The sequence below is a fragment of the Mycolicibacterium brisbanense genome (genome assembly GCF_001570425.1).
In the GTDB taxonomy this organism is placed as follows: Bacteria; Actinomycetota; Actinomycetes; order Mycobacteriales; family Mycobacteriaceae; genus Mycobacterium; species Mycobacterium brisbanense.
Window position 1 is genome coordinate 251,164 of the sequence record NZ_BCSX01000039.1, and the last position, 17,622, is coordinate 268,785.

The 17,622-nt window shown below is 67.2% G+C and carries 16 protein-coding genes and 1 pseudogene; 8 read left to right on the forward strand and 9 right to left on the reverse strand.

From position 1 onward, the window contains the following. Positions 1 to 38: 38 nt before the first annotated feature. Entirely contained in the window at positions 39 to 377 is a 339-nt protein-coding gene (gene rbpA / locus RMCB_RS22135; RefSeq protein WP_029373040.1) for an RNA polymerase-binding protein RbpA, read from the reverse strand. A 137-nt stretch (positions 378 to 514) separates the two neighbouring features. Between rbpA and RMCB_RS22140 the strand changes: the two genes are divergently transcribed. Further along, on the forward strand, positions 515 to 844 hold the full coding sequence (locus RMCB_RS22140; RefSeq protein WP_029373041.1) for a hypothetical protein: 330 nt from the start codon (positions 515 to 517) through the stop codon (positions 842 to 844). On the opposite strand, the gene RMCB_RS22145 is transcribed toward RMCB_RS22140, so the two are convergent. Next, positions 841 to 1,539: a hypothetical protein gene (locus RMCB_RS22145; RefSeq protein WP_029373042.1), complete on the reverse strand. Its 699-nt coding sequence runs from the start codon at positions 1,537 to 1,539 to the stop codon at positions 841 to 843. The two genes, RMCB_RS22140 and RMCB_RS22145, sit on opposite strands and share 4 nt — an antisense overlap. Positions 1,540 to 1,617: 78 nt before the next feature. Between RMCB_RS22145 and RMCB_RS22150 the strand changes: the two genes are divergently transcribed. Next, on the forward strand, positions 1,618 to 3,111 hold the full coding sequence (locus tag RMCB_RS22150; protein ID WP_062830546.1) for a carboxylesterase/lipase family protein: 1,494 nt from the start codon (positions 1,618 to 1,620) through the stop codon (positions 3,109 to 3,111). 32 nt (positions 3,112 to 3,143) lie between these two features. After that, the gene (locus tag RMCB_RS22155; RefSeq protein ID WP_062830479.1) at positions 3,144 to 5,099 is read left to right on the forward strand and encodes a primary-amine oxidase; all 1,956 of its coding nucleotides are present in this window, start codon (positions 3,144 to 3,146) and stop codon (positions 5,097 to 5,099) included. 91 nt (positions 5,100 to 5,190) lie between these two features. On the opposite strand, the pseudogene RMCB_RS22160 reads toward RMCB_RS22155, so the two are convergent. The 3 genes and pseudogenes from RMCB_RS22160 to RMCB_RS22170 form a co-directional block, all read right to left on the reverse strand. Beyond that, positions 5,191 to 5,403, reverse strand: a pseudogene (locus RMCB_RS22160) (DUF167 domain-containing protein); the annotation flags it as partial. A 93-nt stretch (positions 5,404 to 5,496) separates the two neighbouring features. Continuing rightward, on the reverse strand, positions 5,497 to 6,699 hold the full coding sequence (locus tag RMCB_RS22165) for a lipid-transfer protein (RefSeq protein WP_072278524.1): 1,203 nt from the start codon (positions 6,697 to 6,699) through the stop codon (positions 5,497 to 5,499). Further along, positions 6,696 to 7,136, reverse strand: coding sequence for a Zn-ribbon domain-containing OB-fold protein (locus RMCB_RS22170; protein WP_062830480.1), 441 nt, complete (start codon positions 7,134 to 7,136; stop codon positions 6,696 to 6,698). Before RMCB_RS22170 ends, RMCB_RS22165 begins: the two co-directional genes overlap by 4 nt. 109 nt (positions 7,137 to 7,245) lie before the next feature. Between RMCB_RS22170 and RMCB_RS22175 the strand changes: the two genes are divergently transcribed. Together RMCB_RS22175 and RMCB_RS22180 are read left to right on the forward strand one after the other, a co-directional pair. Next, on the forward strand, positions 7,246 to 7,815 hold the full coding sequence (locus tag RMCB_RS22175; protein ID WP_029373048.1) for a TetR/AcrR family transcriptional regulator: 570 nt from the start codon (positions 7,246 to 7,248) through the stop codon (positions 7,813 to 7,815). Continuing rightward, positions 7,812 to 9,257: an FAD-dependent monooxygenase gene (locus RMCB_RS22180; RefSeq protein ID WP_062830481.1), complete on the forward strand. Its 1,446-nt coding sequence runs from the start codon at positions 7,812 to 7,814 to the stop codon at positions 9,255 to 9,257. Before RMCB_RS22175 ends, RMCB_RS22180 begins: the two co-directional genes overlap by 4 nt. On the opposite strand, the gene RMCB_RS22185 is transcribed toward RMCB_RS22180, so the two are convergent. Together RMCB_RS22185 and RMCB_RS22190 are read right to left on the reverse strand one after the other, a co-directional pair. Further along, positions 9,196 to 9,867 (reverse strand): alpha/beta fold hydrolase, encoded by a 672-nt coding sequence (locus tag RMCB_RS22185; protein ID WP_062830482.1) that lies wholly within the window; start codon positions 9,865 to 9,867, stop codon positions 9,196 to 9,198. The two genes, RMCB_RS22180 and RMCB_RS22185, sit on opposite strands and share 62 nt — an antisense overlap. Next, positions 9,864 to 10,985 carry an FAD-dependent monooxygenase gene (locus RMCB_RS22190; RefSeq protein WP_062830483.1) on the reverse strand — a complete coding sequence of 374 codons (1,122 nt, stop codon included), beginning with the start codon at positions 10,983 to 10,985 and terminating at the stop codon, positions 9,864 to 9,866. Before RMCB_RS22190 ends, RMCB_RS22185 begins: the two co-directional genes overlap by 4 nt. A 71-nt stretch (positions 10,986 to 11,056) precedes the next feature. Between RMCB_RS22190 and RMCB_RS22195 the strand changes: the two genes are divergently transcribed. Together RMCB_RS22195 and polA are read left to right on the forward strand one after the other, a co-directional pair. Beyond that, positions 11,057 to 11,941 (forward strand): LysR substrate-binding domain-containing protein, encoded by an 885-nt coding sequence (locus RMCB_RS22195; protein WP_062830484.1) that lies wholly within the window; start codon positions 11,057 to 11,059, stop codon positions 11,939 to 11,941. A gap of 64 nt (positions 11,942 to 12,005) precedes the next feature. Continuing rightward, complete coding sequence (gene polA / locus RMCB_RS22200) at positions 12,006 to 14,666, forward strand: DNA polymerase I (RefSeq protein ID WP_234792213.1); 2,661 nt, start codon at positions 12,006 to 12,008, stop codon at positions 14,664 to 14,666. A gap of 24 nt (positions 14,667 to 14,690) precedes the next feature. Here polA and RMCB_RS22205 read toward each other — a convergent pair whose 3' ends face one another. Beyond that, positions 14,691 to 15,326 (reverse strand): LysE family translocator, encoded by a 636-nt coding sequence (locus tag RMCB_RS22205; protein ID WP_062830486.1) that lies wholly within the window; start codon positions 15,324 to 15,326, stop codon positions 14,691 to 14,693. Between RMCB_RS22205 and RMCB_RS22210 the strand changes: the two genes are divergently transcribed. After that, positions 15,325 to 16,242 carry an alpha/beta fold hydrolase gene (locus tag RMCB_RS22210; RefSeq protein ID WP_165606308.1) on the forward strand — a complete coding sequence of 306 codons (918 nt, stop codon included), beginning with the start codon at positions 15,325 to 15,327 and terminating at the stop codon, positions 16,240 to 16,242. The two genes, RMCB_RS22205 and RMCB_RS22210, sit on opposite strands and share 2 nt — an antisense overlap. Before the next feature lie 28 nt (positions 16,243 to 16,270). On the opposite strand, the gene RMCB_RS22215 is transcribed toward RMCB_RS22210, so the two are convergent. After that, on the reverse strand, positions 16,271 to 17,524 hold the full coding sequence (locus RMCB_RS22215) for a PrsW family intramembrane metalloprotease (RefSeq protein WP_407662137.1): 1,254 nt from the start codon (positions 17,522 to 17,524) through the stop codon (positions 16,271 to 16,273). Between the last annotated feature and the right edge of the window lie 98 nt (positions 17,525 to 17,622).

Sequence of the window (17,622 nt, forward strand, 5' to 3'; positions counted from 1 at the left end):
GTGCACCGAAGCGCACCCTCGCTCACTTGTAAGCGGCGTCAGCTGCCGCGACGCTTGTTCTTGATCAGGTCGAGACGTTCCTTGAGCAGCTCTTCGAGTTCCTCGACCGAACGGCGCTCCAACAGCATGTCCCAGTGGGTGCGGGGCGGCTTGACCTTCTTGGGCTCAGGCACATCACCCTCGATGAGGGTGCCCTCCATACCGTTACGGCACAGCCAGGTGCCGGGGATCTCTGCATCGTCGGCGAACGGCACGTCGAACTCTTCGCCGTTGTCGGTGCGGTAGCGCGCGACCTGACGCGGCGCCAGGTCATGGTTGCGGTCGGTCTCGTAGCTCACGGCTCCGAGGCGACTGCCTCTCAGGACACGATCAGCCATCGTCAACACTCCTCATTCACGCGAAATTATCCGGATGTATCAACGCTTGATGGCGTTGCCAGGTTCCCGACTCAACCGTCGATGATACCCCGATCACGAGAGGCGGCCGTCTACAGTCGGGAGCCATGGCCACCGGAATCGCCCGACGTCATCGTCCGCAACCGTGCCGGTGGTGCGGACGCGAAGTAGCCGATGCCGGGATGGGGCGCCGGCGTCAGTACTGCAGACAGTCCTGCCGCCAGCGGGCCTACGAGCAGCGCGCGCTGGTGAAGGGCACCTCCCTTGCACCGGATTCGGTGGTACTGACCGCCGACGAGGCCGCCCAACTGTCCGACCGCGTCTACCAGGTCAGGTGCGCAGCCGAGGACCTTGCCACCGCGGTCGACGAGGGCGCCGCCACCGATGAGTTGCGGCAGCTGTGCGACGCGCTGATGGTGGCCGCCAAGGCGGCCGACGGCTGGCGTTAGGTCGGGCAGCCGAACTGTCTTCCGATGCCGACGGCCGGCGGTGTCGGCTTCAGGCAGCCGAGCGGTTCCACACCCGCCTGGCTCACCCGCATACCGGACTGGTGTGCGTAGTTGACGCAGATGAGGGCGGTGCTGTCGGCGCGGCAGCGGTAGTCGCCGAACGCGATCGATCCGCCGGTGGGCAGCTTGGCCCCGTCGCCGTAGGTGAACCGGCCCGGGTCACCGTGCAGGGAGCCGACCTCCAGCGTCGGCCCGGTGAAGTCCACCCACCCCGCGATCCACTCGCCCTCCACGTCCGACGGCTTGGCGGGCAGGCCGTCGGCCTTCACCAGGCAGGCCAGCTGCCCGTTGACCAGCTTGTCGGTGGCGCACTTGCCCGCGGTGGTGACGAATGCGACGTCGTCACCGAGGTTGGTGGTCTCGCCGCCGCGCGTCGCGGTGTGGAAACCGGCCGGATCGGCCTGCGGGCCCGCCTCGACCCACCGAATGACCTGGGACATCGGGGTCCCGACGGGTGGCGCCGCGGTCGGCACCGGTGGGGTTGTCGTCGTCGGCGTCGGTTTGGCGCTGGACGGCTGCGCTGAGCTGGTCGGCACCGACAATCGGTCCTGCGACGTCGATGTACTCTCCCCGCCGCCCCCGGTCGAGCACGCTGCCAGCAGCGCAGACGCCGCGATGATCACAGCAATCCGCATCCCGTCAGGCTAGCGGTACCCGGTGTGTCTGCCGCCCAGGCGCGGCGCGCGGCGGTGATGTTCGCTACCGTCGGGCTCATGCACGAACGGACCGTCCGGGCAACCATCAGGACCGGCATCGTGGAAGGTTTCACCCGTGACGGGGTGCACCGGTGGCGTTCCATCCCGTACGCCCAACCGCCCATGGGTCCGCTGCGGTTTCGCGCCCCGCAGCCCGCCGAGCCGTGGCCCGGCGTGCGGTATTGCCACGAGTTCGGCAACTGCGCGCCGCAGCAGCGCCGCTACACCATGCTCGGGGTTGGCAAATATCAGGCGATGAGCGAGGACTGCCTGACGCTCAACGTCGTCGCACCGGAGAAGCCGCATCCCGACCCCCTGCCGGTGATGTTCTTCGTGCACGGCGGTGGTTACATCCTGGGCAGCTCGGCCACCCCGCTCTACGACGGTGCGGCCTTGGCCCGGCGCGGATGTGTGTACGTCTCGGTCAACTACCGGCTCGGCGTGCTCGGCTGCATGGATCTGTCGGCGCTATCCACGCGTGAACGCCCGATCGAGGACAACCTGTTCCTGCGTGATCTGGTGCTGGCACTGCAGTGGGTCCGCGACAACATCGCGGCATTCGGTGGCGATCCGCACAACGTGACGATCTTCGGGGAAAGCGCAGGCGCGCAGGCGGTTGCCACCCTGTTGGCGGTTCCGGCAGCCAAGGATCTGTTCGCACGGGCGATCTCGGAGAGCCCGGCCAGCGGGATGGTCAGCACCGCCACCGCGGCGGCCGTCCTCGCCGAGCAGTTCGCGGAACTGATCGGCGGCGCCGCGGCGATCCACTCGGCCCGGCCGGCGGAGCTGGGAAAGGCGCTGGATCAACTCATCTCGCGAGGCATGACGGACATGCCCGGCGCGTTTCCGGTCGGGCCGACCAGTGGTACCGAATTCCTGCCCGCCGATCCGGTGGAGGCCATGGCCGAGGGCACCGCGCACCGGCTGCCGTTGATCGTCGGCAACAACGCCGAGGAAGGCCGGTTGTTCACGCGCTTCCTGCCGCTGCTGCCCACCAACGAGCCGATGATCGAGAAGTTGTTTGCCAGCGCCGGGCCGCACCATCGGGACCGCATCCTGGCCGCCTACCCGCACTATCCCAGCGACGCGGCCTGTATACAGCTCGGCGGTGACTTCGCATTCGGGTCGGCCACCTGGCAGATCGCCGAGGCGCACAGCCGGCATGCCCCCACGTACGTGTACCGCTACGACTATGCCCCGCGCACGCTGCGCTGGTCGGGGTTCGGTGCCACGCACGCGATGGAACTGCTGGCCGTATTCGACACGTACCGAACGACATACGGCTCGTTGTTGACCGCGGTGGCCGACCAGCGGTCGGCCCGCAGAGTGTCCCGGGACGTGCAGTCGCGGTGGCGCTCGTTTGCGCGGTCGGGGGTACCGGGTGAGGGGTGGCCGACCTACACGGCCGACAAGCGTGCGGTATTGGTATTCGACCGGGTGCCTCGGGTCGAGTTCGACCCTGCCGCCGAACGACGCCAGGCGTGGGAAGGCTTTTCGCTGGCGGGCCGCTGAGTCTGCGCGATCCGCTGCGCACATGGTGCCCAATGTGGTTCCGTGGTCGCGTGAGTTACCCCCTGGATCCGCTGTCCGCCGACGAGTTCACCGCGGCGGCAGCGATATTGCGGCGTGAACATGGTGTGGGCGACGGCTGGCGCATCGCATCGGTGGAGCTCATCGAGCCGTCGAAGGCAGAGCTGGCGGAGTTCGACAATGGAGGGTCCACGCCACCGCGACGTGCCGTGGCGATCTGTCTGAACCGGGCCAAGAACGCGACCTACAAGTCGGTGGTCTCGCTGACCGACGACAACGTCGAGTCGTTCGACCATGTCCCGGGAGTACAGGCCAACTTCACCGTCGACGAGTTCACCGAGTGCGACGCGGTATTGCGCAACCACCCCGATGTGATCGCCGCGTTGGCCAAGCGGGGTATCACCAACATGGACAACGTGTTCATGGACACCTGGACGTACGGGGATGCCGTGGCCCCGCAGGAGTTCCGTGACCGCCGCATCGGCTGGTCGGACACGTGGTACAAGGAGTCCGAAGGCGCCAATCCCTACGCACATCCGGTCAGCGGCCTGCACTGCGTGATCGACCTCAACACCATGGAGCTGCTGCGCATCGAGGATGACGGCAGCAGCGAAAAGCCCGCTGTGATGGGCGAATACGCACCCCGGCACATCCCCGAGCGCATTCGTGCGGCGTCCACGCGCGAGCCGTTGAAACCGCTGAACATCACCCAGCCGGAAGGTCCGTCGTTCACGCTCGACGGCAATCTGCTCACGTGGCAGAACTGGTCGTTGCGGGTGGGATTCAACCACCGCGAGGGGATGACGCTGCACACCGTGCGCTACCGCGACGGCGGCACGGAACGGTCGGTGGCGCACCGGATGTCGTTCGCGGAGATGGTGGTGCCCTACCGCGACCCGTCGGTGGACCACTACCGGCGCACCGCGTTCGACATCGGCGAGTGGGGTCTCGGTTTCATGACCACCTCGCTGGAATTGGGTTGCGACTGCCTCGGTGAGATCCGTTACCTCGATGCGGTGTTGCACAACAGCAAGGGTGAGCCGTACACCATCAAGAACGCCGTGTGCATCCACGAGGAAGACAATGCGGTGCTGTGGAAGCACGTCGACCACGACTCCGGCGCACAGGTGCGCCGCATGCGCAGGCTCACGGTGTCGTCACACGTCACGGTCGCCAACTACGAATACCTGGTGTACTGGCGGTTCTACCAGGACGGCAACATCGAGTGCGAGGTCCGCGCGACCGGAATCATGGTGACCACGCCGGTGGCCCCCGGCCAGCCGCATCCCAATGGCACCCTGGTCGACGAGCGCACCTACGCGCCGTACCACCAGCACTTCCTCATCGCCCGACTGGATCTCGACATCGACGGCAGCGACAACACGGTGTACATGACCGAGTCGTACGCCGAACCGATGGGCCCGGACAACCCGCTCGGACTGTCGCTGGTGACCCGTAACCAGCCGCTGCGCACCGAGGAAGAGGGCAAGCAGGACACCAACTTCGCCACGCAGCGGGCCTGGAAGGTGGTGAACACCAACGTCACCAACGGCCTGGGTACCCATCCGTCCTACAAACTCGTTCCCACCGGGGCGTTTCCGGCGATGTTCGATCCGGCGTCACCGGTCTTCCAGCGCGCGACCGTCATCGGGCACACCCTGTGGGTCACGCCGAACAGTCCCGAAGAGCGTTGGCCGGCAGGCGAGTTCGTCAACCAGTCGGCGGCCGACACCGGGATTGCGGAGTGGACGAAGGCCAACCGGTCGATCGAGAACACCGATGTGGTGCTGTGGTATGTCTTCGGCATCCACCACATCACGCGCCCCGAGGACTGGCCGATCATGCCGGTCGACATCGTGTCGTTCTGGCTCAAGCCCTACGGCTTCTTCGACCGCAACCCCTCGCTCGACGTTCCGCCGACTCCGCCTGCCGCCTGCGAGCACACCCCTGCCAGGGCCGCCCACCACTAGTCCGTTGTTTCGTTTGCGCGAGCGTGCGTGTCTGCTGCCCGACACGCCGTGTTTCAGCAGCATTATGCGCACGCTCGTCAGGCCTCAGCTGACGCTTGAGCCGTGCCGTCGCTCCGGAGACCAACTCCACGCGGCTACGCGGCACACCAAGATGTTGGGCAAGCAGTTTCGAGACAGCTTCGTTGGCCTTGCCGTCGACGGCACGCTCTTGCACGTAGATGGTCAGCGCTCCGTCGCCGCCGCGTTCCACCAGCGGTCCCTTGCGGCTGCCCGGCTTGACGCGGACGACGACGGTTTCGCTCACGCCGTCATCGTTGCGGGAGTGTGCACAAAATGCCGGTGCGCGGCGGCGTGTCGAGCAACAGACACGCACGCTCGCGCAAACGACGCAAAAAACCTACCGCGCGACGATGACCGACGAGCCGTGGCCGAACAGGCCCTGGTTGGCGGTGACGCCGACCTTCGCGCCCTCGACCTGCCTGCCCGTCGCGGTGCCGCGCAGCTGCCAGGTGAGCTCGCACACCTGCGCGATGGCCTGGGCCGGGATGGCCTCACCGAAACATGCCAGCCCGCCCGACGGGTTGACGGGAACCCGCCCGCCGATGGTCGTGGCGCCGGACCGCAACAGCTGCTCGCCTTCACCTTTGGCGCACAGGCCCAGGTGCTCGTACCAGTCCAGCTCGAGTGCCGTCGACAGGTCGTACACCTCGGCGAGGCTGACATCCTCGGGTCCGATGCCCGCCTCGGCGTATGCCGCGTCGAGGATCTGATCCTTGAACACCCGCTCGGGCGCCGCCACGACAGCGGTGGAATCCGTTGCGATGTCCGGCAATTCGGGCAGATGCTGCGGGTAGCGCGGGGTCACGGTCGAGATGGCCCGCACCGACGGGACACCTTCCACGGAACCAAGGTGCTTCTCCGCGAACGACTTCGAAGCCACGATCAGCGCGGCCGCACCGTCAGAGGTTGCGCAGATGTCGAGCTGGCGCAGTGGATCGGAGACCACCGGGCTGGCCAGCACATCCTCGACCGCAGTTTCCTTGCGGTAGCGGGCATTCGGGTTCTGCAGGCCGTGGCGTGAGTTCTTGACCTTCACCTGCGCGAAGTCCTCGGCGGTTGCGCCGTAGAGGTCCATGCGCCGCCGCGCCAGCAGGGCGAAGTACACCGGGTTCATCGCGCCGATGAGGTGGAAACGCTGCCAGTCCGGGTCATTCTTGCGCTCCCCGCCGACCGGAGCGAACGCCCCCTTGGGCGTGGTGTCGGCGCCGATCACCAGTGCGACATCGCAGAAACCGGCCAGGATGTGGGCGCGGGCGCTCTGCAGGGCTTGCGAACCACTGGCGCACGCCGCGTACGACGACGACACCGGCACGCCGTTCCAACCGAGCTTCTGGGCGAACGTCGACCCGGCGATAAACCCGGGGTAGCCGTTGCGGATGGTGTCGGCGCCTGCCACCAGCTGAATCTGACGCCAGTCCAGGCCGGCCTCGGCCAGGGCCGCGCGAGCGGCGACGACGCCGTACTCGGTGAAGTCGCGTCCCCACTTGCCCCACGGATGCATGCCCGCGCCGAGGATGTACAGCGGTTCGGGTGCGCTCACTTTGCGACCTCCCAGGCGTAGGTGGTGCGCTCGACGCCCTCGTCGTCGGTGTAGAGCGGCATGGTGGTCAGCTCCATCTCCATCCCGACCTGCAGGTCGGCGGCCAGCGTGCCCTCGACGACCTTGCCCAACACGATCAGGCCTTCGTCGGCCAGCTCGACCGCGGCGATCGCGAACGGCTCGAACGGATCGGTTTTGGGATACGGCGACGGCGGCAGGTAGCGGTTCTCGGTGTAGCTCCACACCTTCCCGCGGCGGGACAGCGGCACCAGGGCGAGCGTGTCGCTGTCGCACGCGGGATTGGGACAGTTGTTCTCCCGCGGCGGGAACACATAGGTGGCGCACTTCGTGCACTTGCCGCCGATGAGATGAGTGACACCGGCGTCGTCGGTGGTGAACCAACCGTCGATCGCGGGTTGCGTGGTTGCTGCTGGCACGGGGCTCAGCGTAACCGAATCGGAGGGAGAAACTGAAACGTGTTGCAGTTTGAGTGGACGGACCCGTTAATCGGTTGAACAGTACGAAACTGTTTCGTACGCTTCGGGCATGGTTCGAGGTATGGAGCGTGAGCAGGCCGTGTTGGCCGCGACGGCCGAGTTGCTGGTGGAACGGGGATATCAGGCGCTGACGATCGATGCCGTGGCGACGCGTGCGGGTGCCAGCAAGGCCACCATCTACCGCCGGTGGCCGAACAAGGCCCAGCTGGTCCGGGCCACGCTGGACGCTGCCGACGCCGCCCGCAACGCGGCGGTGCCCGATACCGGGCAGCTGCGCAGTGACCTGTTCGCCGTGATGGACGGCATCGCCGAGAACGTGGCCGACCCACTCACACGGGTGACGGCCGAGTTGGCGACGCTCATGCGCCACGACGAACAACTGGCACAGGCCATCCGCGAGCATCTCGACAAAGAAGAACTCTCACCGTTTCACGATGCCCTGCAACGAGCCATCACCCGCGGCGACATCGCCCCCGATACCGACGTCGAGCTGATCCACGACGTGGCCGAGGCCATGATCCTGCGTCAGGTTCACCTGAACCGGCCCGTCGACGCCGCGTTCAGCGCACGGCTCGTCGACGACGTGCTGCTCGTCCTGCTCGGGGGTGACGGGCGATGACCGTCGTGATCGCCGGCGCCGGCCCGACCGGACTGACGTTGGCCGTCGATCTGGCCCGGCGCGGTGTGCCGTGCCGGGTGCTGGACAAAGCAGCGACGCTGTTCCCGGGCTCGCGAGGCAAGGGGCTGCAGCCGCGCACGTTGGAGGTCTTTGACGACCTCGGGGTGATCGGTGCGGTGCTGGCCGCCGGGGAGGCGTTTCCGCCCATGCGGCTCTACCGTGGCGTGGACGTGGTCTGGGAGAAGCCCATCTACGAGCTGCTGGGGCTGCCCGAGCTGGAGCCCACGCCGGCGGTGCCCTATCCGTTCACGTGGCTCATACCGCAGTGGCGCACCGACCAGATCCTCGCGGCGCGGTTCGCCGAGCTCGGTGGGAACATCGAATTCGACACGGAGGTAACGGGTTTCGCGCAAGACGACGACGCGGTTACTGTCCAGACGAACCGCGGACCGATCCGGGGCGACTATCTCGTCGGTGCCGACGGCGGCCGCAGCACGATGCGCAAGGTCTCGGGTGTCGAATTCCTCGGTGGTGCGCTGACCGAAGAGCGCATCGTGGTCGGTGACGTGCGGGCCACCGGCCTTGACGGCCGGTGCTGTCACCTGCTGACGCGTGACGGCGATCAATCCAAGCGGTTCTCGTTGTGGAACCTGCCGGGTAGCGAGCACTACCAGCTGGTGGTCACCATGGCTCCCGGCGAGGAGCCGCCCGCGCTGACGCTGCACGGCATGCAGACAGTGCTCGATGAACGCTCGGGACGACGCGACGTGGTGCTCTCAGACCTGCGGTGGATCTCGCTCTACCGTGTCAATCTGCTGATGGCACAACGCTTCCGGATGGGCCGGGTGTTTCTGGCCGGTGATGCCGCCCACGTCCATTCACCGGCCGGGGGACAGGGTGTCAACACCGGTGTGCAGGACGCCTACAACCTGGGCTGGAAGCTGGCTGCGGTGCTGGCCGGGGCGCCCGATCAGCTGTTGGACAGCTATGAGGCTGAACGCATGCCGGTTGCCGCCGACGTGCTGCGTCTCAGTGGCGCGTTGCACCGGCAGGGGTTCGGCTCCGCCGGGTCCGCGCCGGCGGCCATCCACCAGTTGGACATCAGCTACCGGGGCGGTCCGCTGGCCGATTCCGACGATGTGTCCGGCACACTGCGGGTCGGTGACCGAGCGCCCGACGGCCTGCTGTCCGACGGCCGGCGGCTGTTCGACGTTTTCCGTGGTCCGCACTGGACTGTGCTCGACTTCGGGGAATCCGCAACAGATTTCGGCGTTCCCAGCGTCCACGTCAGTCCCGGCCCCGACTATGACGTGCCTGTCGGCTCTTACGTCCTGGTTCGGCCGGACGGGCACGTCGGCGCGATCAGCACGGAGCCGGACGTCATCGCTCACCGGCTGCGTCACGCAGGATCCGTACCAGATCATTGTGGTTGTCCCGCATGAGGTTGTGGGCACCGTCGAGCGAGTACGTCGTCCACGCGGCATCGGTGCGCAGCCGCGCGTAAGTCGGGGCGAACGGCGACTCCGTCGGCCAGTTCTCCGCACGCACGTACACGCGCCGGATGCCGGGCGGCTCGTCGCCGAGCCGGACCGGCTGCATCAATGACGCGAGTGGGTGCGCGGTAGCACGGTCGTCGAAAAACGGCAGCGGGGGTACGCCGTATCCGGTGGCGTCCACCCCGGTATACCACTTTCGCTGATCGTCGTTGGTCAGTGTCCAGCAGGATTCGCCGTCGCGCGGCACGAACGCGTCCAGGTAGACCAGTGCGCTCATCCGCTCGGGGATGCGGCCGGCGACCGCGGTGATCACCATGCCGCCGTAGCTGTGTCCCACCAGCACCGCGTCGGTGATGCGGTGGGCGTCGAATTCTGCGAGGACGTCGGCGATGTGGGTGTCGAGGTTGACGCCTGCGTGCAGCAGGTGCGCGCGTTCGGCGATGCCGGTGAGCGTCAGGGCCAGCACCCGGTGGCCCGCGCCACGCAGCGCACTGGCGAGGTCGTCGAAGCACCAGCCGCCGTGGCAAGCGCCGGGCACCAGAACGAACGTGGTCATCGGGAACTCCTGTCCGCGAACGTGTTTCGGCGGTAGTCGGCCGTCACCCGGGCCAACTCTGTGGAGTCGCCTGCGTGCATCTCCCGGTTTGCCCGCACCACCGCAGCGGTTTCGGGGACGCGCCGCGCCTCGTAGCCGGCCACGCCGTGGCCCGCGGCCAACTCGTCGGCGAGCGCCCGGGCGTCGAGGATGGCCTGCGACCCACCGTTGGCGCCGACGGGATACATCGGGTGGGCCGCATCACCGAGCAGGGTGACCCGTCGAGTACCCCAGTGGGACAACGGCTCTCGGTCGACCATCGGATACTCGAAGACCGCGTCCGATCGGGCCACCAGGGCAGCGGGGTCCAGCCAGTCCAGCCGCCATCCGGACATGTGGGCGGCCACGGCCGCGGGATCGGTCGGGGCGTTCCAGTTCGCGTCGCCGGGCAGTGGACCGGGCTCGGATTCGCTGACCTGCAGCACCCAGTTCACCAGATCGCCGCCGATCGGGTAGGTGACCAGTTCGACTCCGCCGGGGCCCTTGACGATGGCCATCGTGCGTCCGTCGAGGAACGGCGGCATGTGACTCGCGCCGCGGAACATCCGCACTCCTGACCATATGAGGGGATCGGGGCCGGGATGCAGTACGCGTCGCACCATCGAATGCACGCCGTCTGCGCCCACGAACACCTCGCCGGTGAAGTCCCCGGCCCGGGTCTGCACGCGAACCCCGGTCGAGGATTCGGTGAAGTCCGCGACGCCCGCGCCGGTCCGCACCGCATCGGGCCCGAGCCGGTCGGTCACGGCTCCGAGCAGCAGCATCTGCAGCTTGCCGCGGTGCACCGAGCATTGTGGGTAGCCGTATCCGCCTTCGATTCCGCGGGGTTCCCGGAACAGCAGGGTGCCGTCGGAGGTGTAGAAGTCGATGACCGCCGGCGTTGCCGAGATGTTCTGCAGCGCTTCACCCAGGCCGAGTTCGTGCAGCTCGCGGACGGCGTGCGGCAGCAGATTGATCCCGACGCCGAGCGGGGCGAGTTCGCGCGCCGATTCCACGACGGTGACGCCGATGCCGCGGGCGTGCAGGGTCAATGCAGTGGTGAGGCCGCCGATACCGGCCCCGGCGATGACGATGTTCATGTCTCAAGCCTGCGTCGAGCAGCAGTTATACGTCCAATACCAACTGACTACACAAACTATAATCAAAGGTTATGGAACTGCGACAGCTGGAGTACTTCGTCGCCGTCACCGAGGAGGCGAACTTCACCCGTGCCGCGCAGCGGGTGCACGTCGCCCAGCCCGCGGTCAGCGCCCAAATCGCCCGACTGGAGCGGGAATTGGGCCAGCCCCTACTGGACCGGTCCCGGCGCGAGGTCCGGCTCACCGCGGCGGGGGAGGCGGTGCTGCCCTACGCACGGGCCGCGCTCGAGGCGGTCCGTCAGGCCAGGACCGCGGTCGACGAACTCGCCCAGCTGGTCCGAGGTTCGGTGACCATCGGCACCGTGACGGCCCACAACGTCGACATGCCCCAGCTGCTCGCGCAATACCACCAGGCGTACCCCGCGGTCGAGATCACGTTGTCCACCGACACCTCGGACGCGCTGATCGACGGTGTCCGCAGCGGCAGGTTCGACGTCGCGATCACGGCGATCGGTTCCGACGAGGTGCCCGACGGGCTTTCCGTCGCCACCACGACCGACCAGCCCATCGAGGCCGTGGTGGGCCGCACCGATCCCTGGGCGACGCGCCGCACGGTCTCCCTCGCCGCGCTCGTGCAGCGCCCGCTCATCGCACTGCCCGCCGGCGGCGGCATCCGACGGCAGTTCGACCGGGCCTGCGCGGCGGCGGGGGTCACGCCGCATGTGGTGTTCGAGGCTGCCACGCCCGACGCGCTCGCCGACCTCGCCGCTCGCGGGCTGGGTGTGGCCATCGTGCCGGGGTCGGTGGCGCGCGAACGCACCGATGTCCACGCCATCGCGATCCGGCCCGAACTGCGCGGCCGATTGGTGCTGGCCTGGCGTGCGACCGGGCCGATCAGCCCGGCCGCGCGGGCGTTGATCGAGATGGCCGCCGAACTCGTCGGAGGCGGTGCATAGAGTTAGGACCGTGAGCCCTACCGCGACTGATGCCCCGCCTGTGTCGACCGACAAGCCCACGTTGATGCTGCTGGACGGCAACTCGCTGGCGTTCCGCGCGTTCTACGCCCTGCCCGCCGAGAATTTCAAGACCCAGGGTGGGCTCACCACCAACGCGGTGTACGGCTTCACCGCCATGCTGATCAACCTGCTGCGCGATGAGCAGCCCAGCCATATCGCCGCCGCCTTCGATGTCTCCCGCAAGACCTTCCGCAAGGACAAGTACCCGGAGTACAAGGAAGGGCGGTCGGCCACGCCCGACGAGTTCCGCGGTCAGATCGACATCACCAAAGAAGTGCTCAACGCACTCGGCATCACCGTGCTCTCCGAGGAGGGCTTCGAGGCCGACGACATCATCGCCACGCTGGCCACCCAGGCGCAGGACGCCGGTTACCGGGTGCTCGTGGTCACCGGTGACCGTGACTCCTTGCAGTTGGTCAGCGACGACGTCACCGTGCTGTATCCCGTCAAGGGGGTCAGTGAGCTGACCCGGTTCACCCCGGACGCTGTCGTCGCCAAATACGGATTGACCCCCACCCAGTACCCCGACTTTGCCGCACTGCGCGGCGACCCGAGCGACAACCTGCCCGGCATCCCGGGTGTGGGGGAGAAGACCGCCACCAAGTGGATCCTCGAGCACGGGTCGTTGCAGGCGCTGGTCGACAACGTCGACAAGGTCAAGGGCAAGGTCGGGGACGCGTTGCGCGCCAACCTTTCCCACGTCATCCTCAACCGTGAGCTGACCGAACTGGTCAAGAACGTGCCGCTGGCGCAGACACCGGACACGCTGCGGATGCTGCCGTGGGACCGCGACCAGATCCATCGGCTGTTCGACGACCTGGAGTTCCGTGTGCTCCGGGACCGGCTGTTCGACACCCTCAGCTCCGCCGATCCCGAGGTCGAGGCCGGCTTCGAGGTGCGCGGCGGAGTCCTCGCGCCCGGTGAGCTGGCGGCCTGGCTCGCCGAGCACAGCAACGGACGACGCTTCGGTCTGGCGGTGGTCGGCACCCACAAGGCCTTCGACTCCGACGCCACCGCGCTGGCCATCGCGTCGGCCGACGGGGAAGGCTGCTATCTCGACACCGCGACGTTGACTCCCGACGACGAGGCCGCCCTCGCGTCGTGGCTGGCCGATCCGGGGCCGCCGAAGGCGCTGCACGAAGCCAAGCTCGCCATGCACGATGTCGCCGGGCGCGGCTGGAAACTCGAGGGCGTCACCTCCGACACCGCGCTCGCGGCGTACCTGGTGCGGCCCGGGCAGCGCAGCTTCGCGCTCGACGACCTGTCGTTGCGTTACCTCAAACGCGAACTGCGCGCCGAAGACACCGAACAGCAACAGCTTTCGCTGCTCGACGACACCGAGGGCGTCGACGAGCAGGCCGTGCAGACCCTGCTGCTGCGGGCCTCGGCGGTCGGTGATCTCGCCGATGCGCTCGACGAGGAACTGGCCCGCATCGACTCCTCGTCACTGCTCGGCCAGATGGAACTGCCCGTGCAAAGGGTGCTCGCCGAGATGGAGCAGACCGGCATTGCGGTCGACAGCGACCATCTCAAGGAACTGCAGAGCGATTTCGCCGATCAGATCCGCGACGCCGCCGAAGCCGCCTACGCGGTGATCGGTAAGCAGATCAACCTCGGCTCGCCCAAGCAGCTGCAGGTTGTGCTGTTCGACGAGCTGGAGATGCCCAAGACCAAGCGCACCAAGACCGGCTACACCACCGACGCCGACGCGTTGCAGTCGCTGTTCGACAAGACCGGGCACCCGTTCCTGCAGCACATGCTGACCCACCGCGATGCCACCCGGCTCAAGGTGACCGTCGACGGGCTGCTGAATTCGGTCGCATCCGACGGCCGGATCCACACCACGTTCAACCAGACCATCGCCGCCACCGGCCGGCTCTCGTCCACCGAGCCCAACTTGCAGAACATCCCGATCCGCACGGAGGCCGGCCGGCGCATCCGGGACGCGTTCGTCGTCGGTGACGGTTACGCCGAGCTGATGACGGCTGATTACAGCCAGATCGAAATGCGCATCATGGCTCACCTCTCCCGCGACGAAGGCCTGATCGAAGCGTTCAACACCGGTGAGGATCTGCATTCGTTCGTCGCGTCACGCGCGTTCGACGTGCCCATCGACGAGGTCACCCCTGAGCTGCGCCGACGGGTCAAAGCGATGTCCTACGGCCTGGCGTACGGGTTGAGCGCCTACGGCCTGGCCAGCCAGCTCAAGATCTCCACCGAAGAGGCCAAGCTCCAGATGGAGCAGTACTTCGCACGGTTCGGCGGTATCCGGGACTATCTCCGCGACGTCGTGGACCAGGCCCGCAAGGACGGCTACACCTCGACGGTGTTCGGCCGCAGGCGCTATCTGCCCGAGCTGGACAGCAGCAACCGCAACGTGCGCGAGGCCGCTGAGCGAGCCGCACTCAACGCACCCATCCAGGGCAGTGCGGCCGACATCATCAAGGTCGCGATGATCAACGTCGACAAGGCCATCAAGGCGGCCGGGCTCGCATCCCGCATGCTGCTGCAGGTGCACGACGAATTGTTGTTCGAGGTCGTCGACGGCGAGCGCGATGCGCTCGAGGCGCTGGTGCGCGAGCACATGGGCAATGCCTACCCGCTGGATGTGCCGTTGGAGGTGTCGGTGGGTTATGGCCGCAGCTGGGACGCCGCGGCGCACTAGCGGCGAAACAGCTGGGGCCGCTCACTAGCGCGCGTCGGCCCCCAGACCGACACCCAGCACCACCAGCGCGGCGCCCACCGCTCGTTCGATGCGGCGACGAATGTGGCTGCGGTTCAGGATGTTTCGTGCTCGATGGGCGGCCAGCACGACACCGACACACCATGCCGTGTCCACCACCAGCTGGATGACGGCCAGCACCAGCAAAGTCGGCAGCACCGGGCCGGTCGCGGGGAGAAACTGCGGGAGCACCACGATGCCGAAGGCCGCCGCCTTCGGATTGGCAGCGATCGACACCAGCGCCGCGCGAAACGCCGCGCCCGGAGTCCGCCCGCGCGGCGGCAGCGGCAACTCGATGTCCGCCGGATGCGTTGCGCTGCGCCACGCGCTGATCCCTAGCCAGACCAGAACGGCGGCCCCGATGACGTGCAGAGCCAGCGACAGCATTTTGTTGGCCGTCAGCAGCATCGACAGGCCGGCGCCGCCGGCCAACGTCCAGCCGAAGATCCCGATCTCGTTGCCGACCACTGCCGCCAGGCCAGCCGTCCGACCGTCACGCACCGAGCGATGCAGAAAGAGGACCGTCGCCGGCCCGGGCAGCGCGGCGAGGATCACCGACGCGACCACGAACGCCGGCAAGACGTCGAGTATGTGGGCGACCATGGGGAAAGTATCGCTGACCAGCGCAAGTGATTACCTCGCCGAGGCGCTGAGTGGCCGAAACAGGGTCGCTTCGACCGGAGAGGGTCTTCTGTTCGTTTCCGCAGTTCACGGCATTGATCGGTCGTACGCTCACGGCGTGGCGACGTTCGCGCTGGTCCATGGTGCCTGGCTCGGGGCCTGGTGTTGGGAGTTGGTGACACCACTTCTTGAGCAGGCCGGCCATGCAGTCGTCGCGGTGGATCTGCCCTGCGAGGACGCGTCGGCCAGTTTCGATACCTATGCGGATGTGGTGTGTGAGTCGCTCACGCGCTGCGATGACGATGTGGTGCTCGTTGGCCATTCGATGGGGGCTCACACGGTGCCGCTTGTCGCCGACCGGCGGCCCGTGCGACATGTGGTGTACCTGTGTGGCGTGGTCCCATCGCTTGGCCAGAGCCTTTCGGATCAGTTGCTTGCCGACCCGGGCATGCTTGATCCGCTCTGGCAGCAGGGCGTGGCTATGGATCACGAGCAGACCCGATCGACATGGGTTGATGCCGACATCGCAAAGCAGGTGATGTTTCACGATTGCGGCGACCGGACGGCGAGTGCTGCCTTTGATCGCCTTCGCCCGCAAGCCTTGACGCCTCAGGGGTCACCGCTGCCCTTGACTCGATTCCCTGCGGTCTGCAGCACTTACGTCGTTTGTCGCGATGACAAGTTGTTGTGTCCGGAGTGGTCGCAGCGGGTCGCAAGGGACAGGCTTGATGCCGCCATCATCGAGCTTCCTGGTGGTCATTCGCCTTTTCTGTCACGACCGCGATCCGTCGCCGACCTGCTTGTTGGGTATAGCGGGCGGCACTGTATAGCGCGAGGTTTTCTGTCCACGTCGTGTGGTCGATGCTCCCAAGCGGCGCGGAGGTCCGGACGCCCTTGAGCAAGCAGGTCTCGGGCGGTGCCCCTGGTCAGGCGGCCCGGTAGTTGGCCAGCCAGCCCAGGATCGGCGCGGCGGACCGGGCCGATGCGACGGCGTAGACCTCTTCGTTGAGCAGGGCGTAGACCCGTTGGTCGCCGAATCCGCGGTCGATGCGGTCGCGCACGAATGCCAGCTCGACGACGGAGGCGGCGAATCGGGCCACTGCCTTGCCCGCCGGGCGGCCGCCGGCGCGTGTCGCCTCGTTGATCGCGCCTCTGCGGGTGCGCAGCGACCCCAGCCAGGTCGCCTCGTTGTCGGTGATCAAGCCTGCGGCGACCATGCCGGGCAGTTTGGCGGCGACCAGGTGCTGCTCGCGGCGGCGGCTGGCGATGGCGACGGCGATCATCAGTGCGAAGATCGGCACCATCCAGACCACGTAGACGATGAAGTAGGTGCCCACGCCGAGCAGCGACGAGCCGTTCCACAGGCCGTGCATGACCACCGCGCCGAGATATCCGGCCAGGATGCAGCAGAACTTGAGGAGCAACGAGCGCTGCTGCAGGGCGAAGTACACACCGATAGCGGTCATCGTGGTGAACAGCGGATGCGCAAACGGGCCCATGATCAGCCGCATCGCGGCCGTGACCAGCGAGCCGGCCAGTGAGTCCGCGTTGGCGATGTACATAATGTCTTCCAACCAGGCGAATCCCACCCCGACGAGCCCCGCGTAGACCAGGCAGTCCGTGAGCGAATTGAGCTCGTTGCGGCGTCGGCCGGTCATCATGAGCAGCAGGAATGCGCCTTTGGCGGCCTCTTCGATGAACGGGGCCCGGATGGCCGTCGAGTCGACGCTCTCGGGCAGGAAAGTCCCGGGAGCCAGCACCGAATCCCCGATCAGGCCCACCACCAGCGAGATCAGCACGGCGATCGACGCGCCCCACCCGAAGGCCATCAGCAGCAGCCGCGGCGGCTCGGGCTCCCAGCGGTCCAGCCACAGGTATGCGAACACCACCAGGGTCATGGTCGCGGTGGACAATACGAAACCGACGATGGCGCCCACGGGGTTGATCACCGTGAACAACAACACCAGCAGGCCGATGAGCACGCCGAATGCGATGAGCACACCCAGCGGCGCCCCCACTTTGCGGATCGGTCGCGGCATGGGCCCGGTGACCGGAAGCCACGGCCATGCCGGGGGCATCGGTGCAGGGGAGGGGGGTGGGAACTGCATCGGGGAGTACGCCACGATCGAAGGGTAACGGCGGGGTTCCGCGCGGACCGGGTTTGTCCTGCGTGTGCCCAGTCGAGTACTCTCGTTAAGTACCTGTGTGCGCAGTTTGTCCGCACCCACCGGTCATCAATATCAATTGTTCAACTGTCCCTACGAGTAAACCTGTCCGG